The organism is Methylomonas sp. Kb3 (assembly GCF_002834115.1).
Taxonomy (GTDB): domain Bacteria; phylum Pseudomonadota; class Gammaproteobacteria; order Methylococcales; family Methylomonadaceae; genus Methylomonas; species Methylomonas defluvii.
This window is the reverse complement of record NZ_PIZT01000068.1, coordinates 237,666-251,990: the sequence shown is the minus strand read 5'-3', so window position 1 is coordinate 251,990 and position 14,325 is coordinate 237,666. Positions and strand designations below refer to the sequence as shown.

16 protein-coding genes and 1 pseudogene are annotated in these 14,325 nt (G+C 45.6%); 7 read left to right on the top strand and 10 right to left on the bottom strand.

Annotation, left to right across the window (positions count from 1 at the left end; translation table 11 throughout):
• Positions 1 to 170 precede the first annotated feature (170 nt).
• On the top strand, positions 171 to 941 hold the full coding sequence (locus CWO84_RS19975; protein WP_033155659.1) for a PEP-CTERM sorting domain-containing protein: 771 nt from the start codon (positions 171 to 173) through the stop codon (positions 939 to 941).
• 242 nt (positions 942 to 1,183) lie between these two features.
• Complete coding sequence (locus CWO84_RS19970; RefSeq protein ID WP_033155660.1) at positions 1,184 to 1,444, top strand: transposase; 261 nt, start codon at positions 1,184 to 1,186, stop codon at positions 1,442 to 1,444.
• Positions 1,445 to 1,512: 68 nt separating this feature from the next.
• Here CWO84_RS19970 and CWO84_RS24530 read toward each other — a convergent pair whose 3' ends face one another.
• The 8 genes and pseudogenes from CWO84_RS24530 to cysC form a co-directional block, all read right to left on the bottom strand.
• A complete protein-coding gene (locus CWO84_RS24530) occupies positions 1,513 to 1,815 on the bottom strand; it encodes an integrase core domain-containing protein (protein WP_240618102.1) in 303 nt (100 codons plus the stop codon).
• Between the two features lie 167 nt (positions 1,816 to 1,982).
• Positions 1,983 to 2,432: an IS3 family transposase gene (locus CWO84_RS19955; RefSeq protein ID WP_165385983.1), complete on the bottom strand. Its 450-nt coding sequence runs from the start codon at positions 2,430 to 2,432 to the stop codon at positions 1,983 to 1,985.
• Positions 2,433 to 2,525: 93 nt separating this feature from the next.
• A complete protein-coding gene (locus tag CWO84_RS19945) occupies positions 2,526 to 2,726 on the bottom strand; it encodes a transposase (protein WP_051669700.1) in 201 nt (66 codons plus the stop codon).
• 62 nt (positions 2,727 to 2,788) lie between these two features.
• A pseudogene (locus tag CWO84_RS19940) lies at positions 2,789 to 3,013 on the bottom strand (transposase); the annotation flags it as partial.
• A gap of 97 nt (positions 3,014 to 3,110) precedes the next feature.
• Positions 3,111 to 3,989 (bottom strand): hypothetical protein, encoded by an 879-nt coding sequence (locus CWO84_RS19935; RefSeq protein ID WP_033155661.1) that lies wholly within the window; start codon positions 3,987 to 3,989, stop codon positions 3,111 to 3,113.
• Positions 3,990 to 4,086: 97 nt separating this feature from the next.
• Positions 4,087 to 6,468, bottom strand: a complete 2,382-nt coding sequence (locus tag CWO84_RS19930; protein ID WP_084153222.1) for a VanZ family protein — start codon at positions 6,466 to 6,468, stop codon at positions 4,087 to 4,089.
• A 12-nt stretch (positions 6,469 to 6,480) separates the two neighbouring features.
• Entirely contained in the window at positions 6,481 to 7,434 is a 954-nt protein-coding gene (locus CWO84_RS19925) for a DHHA1 domain-containing protein (protein ID WP_033155663.1), read from the bottom strand.
• 1 nt (position 7,435) lies between these two features.
• Positions 7,436 to 8,059, bottom strand: a complete 624-nt coding sequence (cysC, locus tag CWO84_RS19920; protein WP_033155664.1) for an adenylyl-sulfate kinase — start codon at positions 8,057 to 8,059, stop codon at positions 7,436 to 7,438.
• A gap of 282 nt (positions 8,060 to 8,341) precedes the next feature.
• Here cysC and dusB point away from each other — a divergent pair, with 282 nt between their 5' ends.
• From dusB to purD, 4 genes are read left to right on the top strand one after another with little or no spacing between them, the layout of a single operon-like run.
• Positions 8,342 to 9,319, top strand: a complete 978-nt coding sequence (gene dusB / locus CWO84_RS19915) for a tRNA dihydrouridine synthase DusB (protein ID WP_084153223.1) — start codon at positions 8,342 to 8,344, stop codon at positions 9,317 to 9,319.
• Positions 9,320 to 9,583, top strand: coding sequence for a helix-turn-helix domain-containing protein (locus tag CWO84_RS19910; RefSeq protein WP_020485063.1), 264 nt, complete (start codon positions 9,320 to 9,322; stop codon positions 9,581 to 9,583).
• A 37-nt stretch (positions 9,584 to 9,620) separates the two neighbouring features.
• A complete protein-coding gene (purH, locus tag CWO84_RS19905; protein ID WP_033155666.1) occupies positions 9,621 to 11,201 on the top strand; it encodes a bifunctional phosphoribosylaminoimidazolecarboxamide formyltransferase/IMP cyclohydrolase in 1,581 nt (526 codons plus the stop codon).
• Positions 11,202 to 11,217: 16 nt separating this feature from the next.
• A complete protein-coding gene (purD, locus tag CWO84_RS19900) occupies positions 11,218 to 12,504 on the top strand; it encodes a phosphoribosylamine--glycine ligase (protein WP_033155667.1) in 1,287 nt (428 codons plus the stop codon).
• Between the two features lie 80 nt (positions 12,505 to 12,584).
• Here the strand turns inward: purD and CWO84_RS19895 are convergent, their stop codons facing one another.
• Both CWO84_RS19895 and CWO84_RS19890 read right to left on the bottom strand, forming a co-directional pair.
• A complete protein-coding gene (locus tag CWO84_RS19895) occupies positions 12,585 to 12,989 on the bottom strand; it encodes a septal ring lytic transglycosylase RlpA family protein (RefSeq protein WP_033155668.1) in 405 nt (134 codons plus the stop codon).
• Positions 12,990 to 13,176: 187 nt separating this feature from the next.
• Complete coding sequence (locus CWO84_RS19890; protein WP_033155669.1) at positions 13,177 to 13,539, bottom strand: SirB2 family protein; 363 nt, start codon at positions 13,537 to 13,539, stop codon at positions 13,177 to 13,179.
• Between the two features lie 521 nt (positions 13,540 to 14,060).
• On the opposite strand from CWO84_RS19890, the gene CWO84_RS19885 reads away from it, so the two are divergent.
• Positions 14,061 to 14,258, top strand: a complete 198-nt coding sequence (locus tag CWO84_RS19885; RefSeq protein ID WP_033155670.1) for a hypothetical protein — start codon at positions 14,061 to 14,063, stop codon at positions 14,256 to 14,258.
• Positions 14,259 to 14,325 lie beyond the last annotated feature (67 nt).

Genomic DNA, 14,325 nt, shown 5'->3' with positions numbered 1-14,325 from the left:
GACAAAATCACTCTGGATTAGGAAACAAGAGCAGACCTGTCGATAAATTTTACACATGAAATTATCAAAAAATTAAGTTATTGTTTTATATTGTGTTTTTATTTGGCATGCTTTCTGCTTTTCATCAAACGTAAACAAACACCCTTACAATCCATTAAACAGGAAATTTTATGAAACACTCTATTGCAAAGCTCACATTGGTGGGCGCACTAATCGCACCAAGCGTATCTTTTGCTGCCAGCGTCGGCGGAGTAACCTGGAACGAGGCTAGCGGCTTTGATTTAACAATGAACGGCACAATATGGGAAACAGAAGCTAATAACGTAGGAGATGTTGTAACTTTCTTCGGAACGGTTTCAAACGTCAACGGCACAACAACTTTCGTCGCTCCAGGCGCGGAATTGAGCTACTTTGGAACATTCACACTGTCCAATGCTGGAAATTTTGACGGCGACGTAAACGGCGAAGCAATATTTAACCTAGCATCCATGACGTTTTATTATGATGCAACCGCTGACTTCGATGCTTCAAATTCAGCCACTGCAAACGACGGCAATATCTGGCTGACATTGACCGGACACGATTACGATGCGTACGGCTTAGGCCCGACAGGATTGGGCGCTATCTACGCCGAATTGAACGGTGCCTCTATTTCAAGTCTGGGTGATACTGGTGGTGGCTACGGAGCATGGGACGTGTTGGGCGGACAAGCAGCGCTATTCTTTGACACTAACACTGTTTCTACAATTAACGGCGTTTCAGTTGGCGCAAACAATGCAGACTTCACATTCTCCGACAGCTTTCAGCCATCTGGCGTTCCTGGCCTGCTGACCGGTACCGGCGAACTAAAAGGCAAAACAGGCTCAGTTCCTGAGCCGGGCTCGCTGCTTTTGCTGTCTGTTGGCTTGTTGGGCATGGGCTTACGTAAAAGCTACCGCTAATACATTTGGCGAGATACATTTGCTATAACGCAATCAATCCCGCTTTTTGTTAAAACTTAAAGAGCCACTTAAGTCTTTAAAAACTTAGGTGGCTTTTTTATTGGCTTGTTACATGTACATGTCCTAGCCACTCTCATAAACACCAAAGCTACTATCAAATCTGGTGTTCAGTAGTTAATTGATCTTGCCCACGATTCACAGCCCCCCCACTAAGAGAGTAATCTCTGAACATGAGGAGTCTTATGAAAACCAACGAACAGCCATCAGTCGTTGCCGGAAAACCGAAACGCACCCAATATTCACCGCAGTTTAAGAAGCGAGCCAAGCAAGACGGTGTTCCAAAGGTCGCCAAGCATTTGGGCATTGCTCAGGCCATGCTGTACAACTGGCAAGCCAAAAGCCGTCAAACCGGCCAACCGTTTGAAGAGCAAAAACTCCAGCAAGCCGAAATCGCGCGGCTGAAACGGGAAAATGCTCGTCTGGAAGAAGAAGTGGAGAAATAGTCAAATCTGGTGTACAGACGAACTGAATCAGGCGGCGATGTAATGGTCAACAAAACCCGGACACCAAATCAGGCAGATTTTTTATAGAACTCCCGCTCAAATTCGATTGGGGATTGGTAACCCAATGTTGAGTGCGATCGCCGGCCATTGTAAAAAGCCAAATAATCGATCACGCTCAGTTTCGCCGCTTCTTGGGTTTTGAATTTTTCGTAGTTGAGCTGTTCGTGCTTTAAACTGCGAAAAAAGCGTTCGGTTGGGGAATTATCCCAGCAATTGCCTTTTCGGCTCATACTCTGCTCCATCTTCATGACGGCCAAATGGTGACGATATTCTCGGCTCGCATCTTGGCTACCTTGATCGGAATGATGCAATAAGCCGGGCGGAGGCTTACGCCGCCACTTGTGCCCTGTGGGTAGAAGGCCATTTGCAAGGCATTGGCGCAAAGCGATGTGCGCATGTGATCGTCAATCGCCCAGCCAACGACTTGGCGGGAAAAGAGATCAATGATCACCGCAACGTAAAGCCAGCCCTGCAGCGTCTACACATAGGTGATATCGGTCGTCCACACCTGATTAGGCTTGGCTACTTGAAATTGCCGATCCAATCGATTGGGTGAAATAGCCTCATTGTGGTTGCTGTCGGTCGTCGCTTTAAATCGCTTGGGATAACGTACCTGCAATCTCAAGTCTCGCATGAGTCGCCGGGTTTTAAAACGACCCGCAGCAAATCCCTGTTTTTGCAAGCGATCGGCTAGGCGACGCGAACCAAAGCACTGCTTATTGTCGACAAAAATCTGCCTGGCTGTTTCGGCCATTTTTCGATCTTGTTGCTCTTTTTCAACGTCTTTCGGGGCTTTTAACCAATCGTAATAGGCGCTGGTACTCACCTGCATCACTCGACACAGTACGGTCACTGGATACGTCTTCTCTTGCTCTCGAATAAACCCGTACTTTACTTGTGCCCTGTGGGTATTCGGCTTCTTTCGCAAAGAAGACGGCCGCCTTTTTTAATATTTCGCGCTCCATCCGTAACTGTTCATTTTCCTTGCGCAAGCGAATCAATTCGTCATGCTCTCCCAAGTTTACGCTGTTTTTTTCATCGTCGCGTCAGTCGCCGAGGGCTTGCGTTCCGCCCGAACCCAGCGTCCCATCGCACTTAACGATACGCCCAAATGATCGGCTGCTTGTTGCTGACTATAGCCTTTCTCCAAAACTAGCTTGGCGGCATCTTGCCTGAATTCCAAACTATATTTGGGTCGGTTGTGTTGTTTTTCGTTTGTCATGCTTACCTCTAATAACAGTATAAAGTCTGCTTTTAGAAGTGTCCGGCTTCATTAAACCATTTCAGTGTCCCGCTAGTCAGCGACGTTTGATGATGACAGGTCGTACATTGATAGAGATGACGGGTCTTGACCGCGCTATAACGACCGCCACCACAACGTAGACATTGAAAACCCGAGGGCCATCGCGCCTGAAATAGGGCTTCGGCGCATTGGCTTTCGGTACCGTAGCGCTTCAGGAAATCCATCAAACTGAAGCCCTTTTGAAATTGGACCGGGTTCTTTTTCATGGCACGATCTCCAGTCAGGTTGGGGCTTTCATTGGACTTGCAGGAGGCCTCAAAGTTGCTGAGGTTTATGGGTAATCAGGATGTTTTTTAGGAGCAGTTATCTTAAATCTTGTTTAACAAAAAACCTAAACATCCGCCAAACCGAACCAAACCCCATTAATGCCAATAAGCTGTATACAAAATTCTTTATCGTCAAGTATTTTAAAATATATTGAAGTCGCCCAGTATCAACCTCTTCTTTTCTGGCGAAATTACGTTGAGAGAAGTCAAGTATAACCTTAGAATTTCTGCCAGAATCTTGATTTATCCTATCACCAGCACCCTCAGGTTTAGGAGTTATTCCAATACTGCTCTTGAAAACTATCATAGCATTCAAATTCTCATCCACCCCGATAAACTGTTGTAACTTTCCCAACAAATTACTGCCACTTAAATCATACCCCACCATGCTCGCATATATTCTGCTGTCAAGGTCTTTAAGATCGTAATAGGTCCAAACTAATTTGCTATATATTCCTTCCCCAAGACTATCCCGTAGTTCGTCCAGGAGTTTTTTAGAGGAAAATACATCATCGGAGTAATTATAGCCACCCCTCCCCCTAACCAAATCGGCATCAGAAAAATCTGGAACAAAGAAGGAAAACTGCGCAGGTTTATTAATGTTTTCCTGCTGTCGAAATATAGGTCGTGAGATCGAAGAATCATCAACAGCCAATTCGTCTGGAGAAACCTTGGCTCTGATATTTTGCACAGCTATTTCATGACTATGAATTTTAGCAATATCTTTTTTAAGATCAACCGAACTTAGAATGTCTTTAACGCCATCTGGAGCTGTTTGAGTCTTCTCTTTGTCGTCTTTCACGTTAACGCCATCTACGACAAGCTCAGCCTGAATACCCATCGCAACTACATTCGTAAAGAATATGCTCAATAATGCCATCAGAATAAGTGCGAATGGAAAACTTCTAAATATCATGCAAGACTACCCAAGCACATAAATACGTATCAATTTAAAAAAAATAATAAAAACTAAAATAGCCATCTGAAAAACTAAAACACCACTAAGCACTTCGTTACATGGGCTTCGCTGAATATTTCGACGTAACCACATTACGAAAAATCATACACAGCGGGGCTTGAGCCGTAAAAACCAATAAAACCAGTCCAAAGTGCGCCACAAAAAAACGCGCCATTAATATATCGCCTGAAACTAAATGACTTCTATCAGCACTTAACAAAAATTGCATAGCCGAAAAAACAGCATCATACTTTAGAATAAACTGCTCCGTTCCCCAACTTAACAACTGATAGCCTAATGGAAAAGAAATTATAAATAAAAATCCGATAACAATAATGTGCCGATTATTATTAAAAACTGTTAAAAATAAAATTGACGAACCTAGCCAGCCGACCAGAAAAAAATAAATACCAATACAGATGACCGCGAAAGAATAGCCACTATTGATCATTAACTCTGTTAGATTGTCCGTCGCAGCTTCAATAACCACGACCCAATACCCAAACGGCAGTAACGATAATATCCAAAAGAAGCCTAAAACGAAAAGCCGCACCAACTGCCGAGTTGAAACCACCCAAAAAAGCGCCGCATGAGTGGCTGTCAATGCGATTAATGAATATACACCAAACAAACCTAAAAACCGAAACGCTAGCTCTAGCTCTGCGGGGATACTCAAAATTGGAGAGCCCAACACATCATGTATACTTTCAAGGGGAACAATAACCCTTACCAACATCCACGCTATCAGAGTATGTACCGCTAAAAAACGAGCATAAAAAAAAACTTCTCCCCTACCGTTTTTCAAAATATTCATCAAAGAGAATAGCGGATATGCAAAGCACCAATAAATCAATACAGCTATGCCTAAAGCACTGATGATTCGGTATTCTTTCGAAAATAACTCCCTCACATTGTAAGGCATAGCCTCAGAGCCACTGACAAATATCAGCACACCCAAAGTCACAAATACAGACCCCACTGCCAGCAAAAATAGGGGTATCCCACTTGTATAGCTCGTAATATTTCTTGGACGACTCACGGAAGCCGAGCCTTCAGCAAAATTAGCCTGCCCCCTTGAAATCGCAAACAAAACCTCATTTCCCAGCTTGTTTTTAGGCTCCGGCAAAGCAGGTCTATTAAGTTGCAGCAGCTTGACCACCGAATAACCGAGATACCCTCCAAAAGATTCTAAAATAACATCTGTTATATCAACATTTTTATTTGGCAAAAACAATTGTGCAAATTCAATACTCAGAGCCGTCATCACTATTACAGCCAAAATAATGATACTTGCTTGATTACGGCTATTAAAATACTGAAAAGAATACCCTATCAAACCAAAAGGCATAAAAAATAAAATTTTATGAAAAACCTCTGTAATAGCCCTATATTCGGTACCATAATAATATGCATAAAAAGGCACTCTAAGAAACTTATCACTCCAAGTTGAAAGTCTTATATAACCCCACTCAAAATCATAAGGGTACAAAAATACAAATCCTACAACCAATACCCATAAAAAATACGCTAAACACACATACAAAACAGTGAACCTATGATAACTTTTCAACTCACTAGCACTTCCGACCAAAGCAAGCCTATTTGAACCTAACTTTATTAATTGCACGCCAATAAAACCGCCCACCAACGCAAGCAAAATATCCGTAACATCGGTAACCCTGCTATATACAAACAGCTGAAAAAACTCAATTATAGTTGCCGAGAAAAAAACTCTTTTTAATAGATCAACTTTACTCAAAGGTTTCAGCTTATACCATAGCCAAGGAATTGGTATCCATAATATGACGTCAGACAAGCAGTCATATATATCTCGAAAAGCTTCTCCCTTTAACCCATAAAATGGCAGTAGAATAACGCGCCCTTCATGCCATTTATGATAAAACTCAACAGGACTTAGGGTTAAATCCAGCGGGATGACACTGTAAAAAAACATACACCCCAAATAGATTTGCAAATAGGGAACTGAATTGTTTTTATTTATTTGCCAATTTTCAAACCAATTGGCAAATCTTCCACCAAAAACCCACCACGCAAAAACACCAATGGCGGCTCCCAAAGTTTCGGCTATTATGTCGTTTAACGACACCGTTCTGGGAGGAAAAAATAACTGAGTAAATTCGATAGTCGAACAAAGCAAAAAACTGACTATCAATACAAAAACTGACGATACACACCTACCAACAAATTGTTGCTTTAGGGAAAGCGTGCCCAGCCAAAGAAAGGCAAGCGGTATAAATAGCAGAATATTGGCAACCCAATCTGCTCTTGACGCAATACCTAGGGTCAAATATTCAATATTCTGAAAACGAAACCAAGCATCGCTTAACGAAATACTATTAAATTGCCATGGCACCAAACTGCCGTAAACGACAAAAATCGTATAAACAACACAAGCAATTAATAAGCTATTTTTCACAAAAAACTTGGCTCATTGATATTGGCTTTGAAAAGCCGCTACAAAATTGGTCAACTGCTGGTATGGAATATGATTAATACCTGCCGCAGCCTTACGGCCGCCACCCGAAAATAAGGCACATAACACATCGGCACCAACTTTATTATTTATCGGGGCTCTAACGCTAATTTGATAGCCTCCTCTTTGATTGTTGCTAACGATTGCATGAGCCCTATTCGGATATTGATTAGCCAGTTGATTTCCCCATACACCAGATACCCGCCTTGCCCACTTTTCATCAGGCAAAATAACTACCGAGATACTGTCGGTCTGATATTCAGCATCAACTTGCGCCGCTAGACTCATATCCTCGTTATAACCATTAAATAATTGCTGACAAATTTCCGCCTTATCCCGGATAAAGTCAAACGGCGATATAAAACCTTCCAGCTGCCTATAGAGCTCATCCGGAGCAAAATATAGATCATCGATACTCGCACCGTAAGCGTTGTAATTGATAGCGATTCCCAGTTGCTGTAGCTTAAGCAATTCTTGGGCCGTTAAATTAAGTAACTTAGCGGCTTCTCTTGCCGAAGCATCCAAATTATCGCCAAAAGCCCCTGTCACAGCCCATTCGGCAAAGCGTTGCTTCAAATAAATATTCATCAATAAACTTGTGCAAACGTTGGCATCAGTGCTTATTAAAGAGGCCAGACCTTGGTGAACGGGAATTTCACCTGAATAATGGTGATCCATGTAAAAAACACTGACACCTTTATTAAGAAACTCGCATAGATGTAAGCGATTCTTGTCAAGAGAGATGTCGAGCACAACTATCTGATCCCCTGCCTCGGCGGAAACTCGACTTAATAAACCAATGTCGCGCTTGACCCCGGTAATAAGTTTAGACGCCATGGGAAAAGCCAATCGCAACTGTAGCAGTGCACAAATACCATCCGCATCGCCATTAAATACGTCGATATTCACTTTACATTTCTCCTTTAACAGGAGAGATAACGCCGCGCAACTCGAGCATGCTCATCACTTGGTCGACACAGGTTTCCAATTCATACAGCCCGGTATCTACTATCATGTCGGGGTTTTCCGGCACTTCATAAGGCGAAGATATACCGGTGAATTGTTTGATATCGCCTTGTCGCGCTTTTTTATAAAGACCTTTTACATCCCGCTGTTCGCACACAGACAACTCGCAGTTGCAGTAAATTTCAATAAAATCGCCGTGCGGTACCAAATTTCGCGCATATTGCCGTTCGGCCCGGAAGGGCGAAATAAAGGCAGTTAAGGTTATGTTACCGGCTTCCAGCATCAATTTGGCAACTTCGGCAATTCTACGAATATTCTCCTGCCGGTCTTGATGACTAAACCCTAGGTCACCACATAAGCCCTGGCGCACATTATCGCCATCCAATACAAATGTCCGACATTTTAATTGATGCAAACGCTCTTCCACGGCGTGGGCCAATGTTGACTTACCCGCTCCGGACAAACCGGTAAACCATAGAATGGCAGATTTGTGCCCGTTTAAAATCTCTCGGCGGCTACGCGTTACCGTGGCGTGATGCCAAACAGTATTTGAGCTTTGTTTATCCATTTAATCTGACTCCAAAATTGTTCAACCAAGACTACTTCATCGCGGACAAAGGATGCAATCCTCTTCCACAAATCCTTAAATCTCGAGGATTGCGCAAGCTTATTCTTCATCCCCCGATTTCGCGGCAAGGATATTCACAGAAGATCTAAAAGCCAAATTAATACTCAGGACTTGCTCCCAAATCAACGCCATCAACAATTTTCAAGAACTTTCTTGCAGCCATCGTTAATCAGCGCTTTTTCAGGTATCATTTGCCGCCTTTTTCGACTAGCTTGGCTTTTCATGCGAATTGGCCCTTACGAACTTCCCAACCCAGTATTACTAGCGCCTATGGCGGGCATTACAGACGCGCCGTTTCGGCAAATCTGCAGCGAATTTGGAGCGGGCCTCACGGTGTCGGAAATGGTGATTTCAAATCGCAGCTTGCAGCACCACCCGCGCACCCTGAAAAAGCTCGATTACAACGGCGACATTAGCCTGCGCTCGGTGCAAATTTTGGGTACCGACCCTCGGCAAATGGCTGAAGCGGCCAAATTGAATCAGGACCGAGGCGCCCAGATTATCGACATTAACATGGGCTGCCCGGCAAAAAAAGTGTGCTCGGTGGCGGCGGGTTCAGCGCTAATGAAAAATGAGTCATTAGTGGCTAAAATTTTAGACGCGGTAATCAATGCCGTGGAAATCCCGGTAACCCTCAAGATTCGTACGGGCTGGGACTTAGCTAATAGAAACGCGCCAAGCATCGCCAAAATTGCTGAGAACTGCGGCATTCAAGCGCTCACCATCCACGGGCGCAGCCGAGCCTGTAAATTTTCCGGACATGCTGAGTACGACACCATCAAACAGGTCAAACAAAGTATCAGTATTCCGATTATCGCAAACGGCGATATCGATAGCCCCGCTAAAGCCAGTGAGGTATTGGCATATACGGGAGCCGACGCGGTGATGATAGGGCGAGCGGCGCAAGGCAAACCCTGGATATTTAATGACCTAGTCGCCCATCTAAGCAACACGACATATTCACCACTTAGCTTGACCGACATCAAAGCCGTTATCAACCGGCACCTGGAAAATTTATACAGTTTTTATGGCAACGACAGTGGTGTTAGAATCGCCCGCAAGCACATCGGCTGGTATTTCGATCATCTCGGCACTCTGCCTGCCGACCAAAAGACTGCAATTAACCAAGCCCAACACGCTGCGCGGCAACTCGCGCTCGTCAACGCCTCTTTCAATTTGCTGACACCACGAGCCGCCTAGATGGGAAAACATCTTACTCATAAAGTCACCGGCAGCGAGCAAACGCTGTCTGACCATGTCCGTCATTGCGTCGAAGACTATTTCGCCCACCTAAACGGGCACGATTCCAGCGGTTTATACCATTTGGTTTTAGCAGAAGTGGAAAGACCCCTACTGGAAACCACGCTGAAACACTGCGATTACAATCAAAGCAAAGCCGCGATTATCCTCGGCCTCAGCCGCAGCACCTTACGCAAAAAGCTTGAACATTACGGCATAGGTTAATTTCCAACCCTTCTTTTTACCCTTTCTTGAGGTTTGCATGAATCCCACTTTGGGCATAAATAAAAAAGTGACCCGCGCCTTGGTCAGCGTTTCCGACAAAACCGGTATTCTGGAGTTTTGCCGAGAACTCAGCCACCTGGGCGTCGAACTACTATCCACCGGCGGCACGGCTAAACTGCTGGCCGACAATGATATTGCCGTTACCGAAGTCTCCGACTACACCGGCTTCCCGGAAATGATGGACGGCCGCGTTAAAACCCTACATCCCAAAGTTCACGGAGGCATTCTGGGTCGACGCGGCATTGATGACACCGTGATGGCCGAGAACGGCATCAAAGCTATCGATATGGTGGTGGTCAACCTGTATCCGTTCGAACAAACCGTGGCGAAACCCGATTGCGATCTGGAAACCGCGATAGAAAATATCGATATTGGCGGCCCAAGCATGATCCGGGGCGCAGCCAAGAACCATAATGACGTGGCTATCGTTGTCGATCCGGTCGATTACCCGAAAATTTTGGCCGAGTTACAAGCTAATGCCGGCGCCCTAAGCCACGACACCCGTTTTAAATTGGCACTAAAGAGCTTCGAGCATACTGCGCGTTACGACACGATGATTGCCGCTTATCTCAGTAAAGTCGTCGATAGCGGCGATTTTCCAGAAACCCTAAATCTACAATTCCACCGCCTGCAGAGCATGCGTTACGGTGAAAATCCCCATCAAAACGCGGCTTTTTATGGTGAAAAAAATCCACCCGCCGGCAGCATAGCCGCTGCCAAACAGTTACAAGGCAAGGAATTGTCTTACAACAATATTGCCGACGCCGATGCGGCATTGGAATGTGTCAAAGCGTTTAACGACCAACCGGCCTGCGTGATCGTCAAACACGCCAATCCTTGCGGCGTTGCGGTAAGCGGTGACATTTTCGACGCATACAATCTGGCGTACGCGACCGACCCGACTTCCGCTTTTGGCGGCATCATCGCTTTCAACCGCGAACTGGACGAAAAGACTGCGGCGGAAATCGCAGGACGCCAGTTCGTCGAAGTGATCATCGCACCGGCCGTATCAGCGGGTGCGCAAGCGGCGTTGGCAAAAAAGCAGAACGTCCGGGTGCTGGAAACCGGCTATTGGACAAATACCCATGAATCAGCCTTAGATTTTAAACGCATCACAGGCGGCTTATTAGTTCAGGACAAGGATACCGGGAAGATCAGCGCTGCCGATTTGAAAGTAGTCAGCAAACGCGCACCGACCGAACAAGAATTGGCGGACTTACTGTTTGTCTGGAAAGTTGCCAAATTCGTCAAATCCAATGCGATTGTCTACGGCAAAGATGGCCAAACCATCGGCATTGGTGCCGGACAAATGAGTCGAGTTTATTCGGCAAAAATCGCCAGCATCAAGGCCGCCGACGAAGGCTTAACCGTGCCCGGCTCGGTCATGGCCTCCGACGCCTTTTTTCCGTTCCGCGACGGCATCGACGCAGCAGCGGCGGCCGGCATAACCGCAGTTATTCATCCCGGCGGCTCGATGCGCGATGCAGAAGTGATTGCCGCCGCCGACGAACACAATATCGCAATGGTATTGACCGGCATGCGGCATTTCAGACATTAATACGGGACAACCTTATATGAACATTTTGATCGTAGGTAGTGGCGGCCGAGAACACGCCTTGGCCTGGAAAGTCAGGCAATCCGCAAAAGCCGGCAACGTCTACGTTGCGCCTGGTAACGCTGGCACTGCCCTGGAAAACGGCATAAACAATGTAGATATTCAGGCCGACGATATCGAAGGTTTATTGAGTTTCGCTCAAGCCCGAGACATAGAGCTCACCATTATTGGACCGGAGGTACCCTTAGTCAAAGGCATAGTCGACCGATTTTCCGCCGCAGGTTTAAAGTGCTTCGGACCGACAGCTCAAGCCGCGCAGTTGGAAGGCTCCAAATCCTTCTGTAAGGATTTTATGATCCGCCACGGCATCCCCACAGCCGCGTACAACAGTTTTACAGAAGTTGAACCGGCAACCGCGTATATCCGAGAAAATGGCGCACCCATCGTTGTTAAAGCCGATGGTTTGGCAGCCGGTAAAGGTGTAGTCGTCGCCCAATCCGAACAAGAGGCAATTGCCGCGGTTCAAGACATGTTAGCCGGCAATACGTTTGGCACAGCCGGACACCGGGTGGTAATTGAAGAATTTTTGGATGGCGAAGAAGCCAGTTTTATCGTTATCGCCGACGGCTTGCATGCCTTGGCCATGGCTACCTCTCAAGATCACAAGGCCCGCGACAACGGCGATCAAGGCCCCAACACCGGCGGCATGGGGGCCTATTCTCCCGCACCTGTGGTGACGCCGGAGATTCACCAACGTGTCATGAATGAGGTAATTTTGCCCACTCTGCAAGGTATGCGTGAAGACGGTAACGAATATACCGGCTTTCTCTACGCCGGCCTAATGATAGGCAAGAACGGTAGTATCAAAGTGTTGGAATACAACTGCCGCTTTGGCGATCCGGAAACCCAACCGATCATGATGCGTTTAAAAAGCGATTTGGTTGAACTTTGTCTGGCGGCCATAGATAAACAACTTGATCATACGACTACGGAGTGGGACGAACGCCCTTCATTGGGTGTCGTACTCGCAGCCGGCGGCTATCCCGACGACTATGCCAAAGGCCATCCAATCAGCGGATTACCGGGCAGCAATATTGGTGAAGATTTTAAGGTGTTTCACGCCGGCACCAAACAAGTTGCAGGCCAAGTAGTCACAGCTGGAGGCCGAGTATTATGCGCGTGCGCATTGGGCGACAGCATCGCCCAAGCCCAAGAAAAAGCCTACGAGCTATGCCGACAAATCAACTGGCAGGACGTGTATTTCCGAACAGACATCGGCTTTAAAGCGATTAAAGAAACCGCTTAACAAGTAAGTTTGAGAGATTTCAGAATAAGCGAGGACGATGTAATCCGGCCCGTAGACCGAATTACATCACTACAGGCAACTTAGGCGTCGCCTACACGCAGAACTTCAAGTTTGACTTTCGCCAAGCCTGCTTGGATAAAACCAAGCTCGCTGGCAGCCCTTTTGGACACATCAAGCAGCCGCTTATTGGCTTTATGAGCGCGGCTATTTATCCGCAACTCGACACTACGATTATTACTAAGATTAACGACACGCACCAAAGAACCAAACGGCAAGCTCGCGTGAGCCGCAGTTAATGCGTTTTTATCATAAAATTCACCGTTTGCTGTCCGCTGACCATGCAATTTGTCGCTGTAATACGATGCGACGCCGCTTTGTTCAAGGGAAAGAAAACCGTTCCTTTCTGTTTTCGCTAAACCTACAGAGCTAAAAGACGCTAGACTCGCTGAAAGCAATAATATTGCCGTCAATTTCGTTTTTCGCATCCTACCCTCCTTACGTTGAGTATTGACAGGAGGTTTGAGGTTATCCGAATAAAAACGCTTTGACAAGCTTTTTTCGTTAGTATACAAATTTCACCATCTGTCAATAACTATTTTTCGCAAGCCAAATTTATCTACTCTCTAAGAAACACAAGGCCTCGCGGGCAAACTCCAACGCATAGAACAACACTTAAAAAAAGAAAAAAACCTGCTTAGTCACAGCAACCTTGGAGATGTAATACAAACAAATCAATGCGCCACCAAAAGCCAACCATCGCGAACGTCCCGATTGGCGAATCGCCACAATCCCCAAGCCAATGTAAACTAACAACATCAATAGCTTGGCTACGATCCAAGCAAATTCTGCTGATAACCAACCTCCTTGAAAAACCAAGACAAATCCGGTCAACAAGACCAAACTCGCAATAACATGCGGACCAATTTTTAGCCATTTCTGCTCCAACAGGGCTGGCTTTAGCTCGGCAAGCACCACTCGCCCAATAAAGCTGACCACCAAAACTACCACGAAAAGAAGATGTATGTGTTTAAGCATGAGCACCCCAAATTTAGCTAAAGATTATTTTCGAGCCGCCTCCATTCGAACAACACAACGCCGTAAGAACAAACAGACTGCCAGATTCAAATTCCAATCCTATCATGCAACCTGCACGATGACCGAGGTTAACCATACCTCCTTTCCCTTCATCGCCCCTTAGAACACTCGACAAACGATAGGAATTTCCCGCAATATTTCTCGACTTGCCGCCGTAATGCAGGCTTCCGGCTACGGCATAAATGCATAGCAAACCACGCCGAAACAGATACGCAGCAACAGCATCGCATCAAAACCGGGTACTTTTCAGCCCAAAGAAAAGCCCATAATAAGTTGATTTTATTAGAAAAATAAAATACCTATCAGTCAAAACGAATAATCGCAAAAATATTGTTTTGACACAAAACAGTTTTGAGTGTAAAAAATGCACCGTCGACCAACAATAATACTAATTTCGACATACAACTCGAGTTGCCCCGTTTAGGGCTAATTATTACAACAACAAGATGAGGATTATAAAAATGGCTGAACAAGAAAAAGACAATACCTTTACTGTAGTTGCTGTTGTTACTGCAATTGCTATTGCTGGCGTCGTTTTGCTGAAAGCGGATGAAACCAAACATCTCAAATACAGCGGCGAAACTTCTGCCCAAGCTGAAGCCCAAGTTTTGGCAAAGCATAAAGATTTTAATAACGACGTTTTAAGCCAAGCAAAATAATTTTTGCTTAGCAATTTAGGCGCCAGCTGAAAATTCAGCTGGCGCCTTTTTTGTGCCCGCAAGTTTC

Bases quoted from the DNA above. Each gene is read 5' to 3' on its own strand.
- CWO84_RS19975 (WP_033155659.1), top strand. From the start codon at position 171: ATGAAACACTCTATTGCAAAGCTCACATTGGTGGGCGCACTAATCGCA.
- CWO84_RS19970 (WP_033155660.1), top strand. From the start codon at position 1,184: ATGAAAACCAACGAACAGCCATCAGTCGTTGCCGGAAAACCGAAACGC.
- CWO84_RS19945 (WP_051669700.1), bottom strand. From the start codon at position 2,726: ATGACAAACGAAAAACAACACAACCGACCCAAATATAGTTTGGAATTC.
- CWO84_RS19935 (WP_033155661.1), bottom strand. From the start codon at position 3,989: ATGATATTTAGAAGTTTTCCATTCGCACTTATTCTGATGGCATTATTG.
- cysC (WP_033155664.1), bottom strand. From the start codon at position 8,059: ATGGATAAACAAAGCTCAAATACTGTTTGGCATCACGCCACGGTAACG.
- dusB (WP_084153223.1), top strand. From the start codon at position 8,342: ATGCGAATTGGCCCTTACGAACTTCCCAACCCAGTATTACTAGCGCCT.
- CWO84_RS19910 (WP_020485063.1), top strand. From the start codon at position 9,320: ATGGGAAAACATCTTACTCATAAAGTCACCGGCAGCGAGCAAACGCTG.
- purH (WP_033155666.1), top strand. From the start codon at position 9,621: ATGAATCCCACTTTGGGCATAAATAAAAAAGTGACCCGCGCCTTGGTC.
- purD (WP_033155667.1), top strand. From the start codon at position 11,218: ATGAACATTTTGATCGTAGGTAGTGGCGGCCGAGAACACGCCTTGGCC.
- CWO84_RS19895 (WP_033155668.1), bottom strand. From the start codon at position 12,989: ATGCGAAAAACGAAATTGACGGCAATATTATTGCTTTCAGCGAGTCTA.
- CWO84_RS19890 (WP_033155669.1), bottom strand. From the start codon at position 13,539: ATGCTTAAACACATACATCTTCTTTTCGTGGTAGTTTTGGTGGTCAGC.
- CWO84_RS19885 (WP_033155670.1), top strand. From the start codon at position 14,061: ATGGCTGAACAAGAAAAAGACAATACCTTTACTGTAGTTGCTGTTGTT.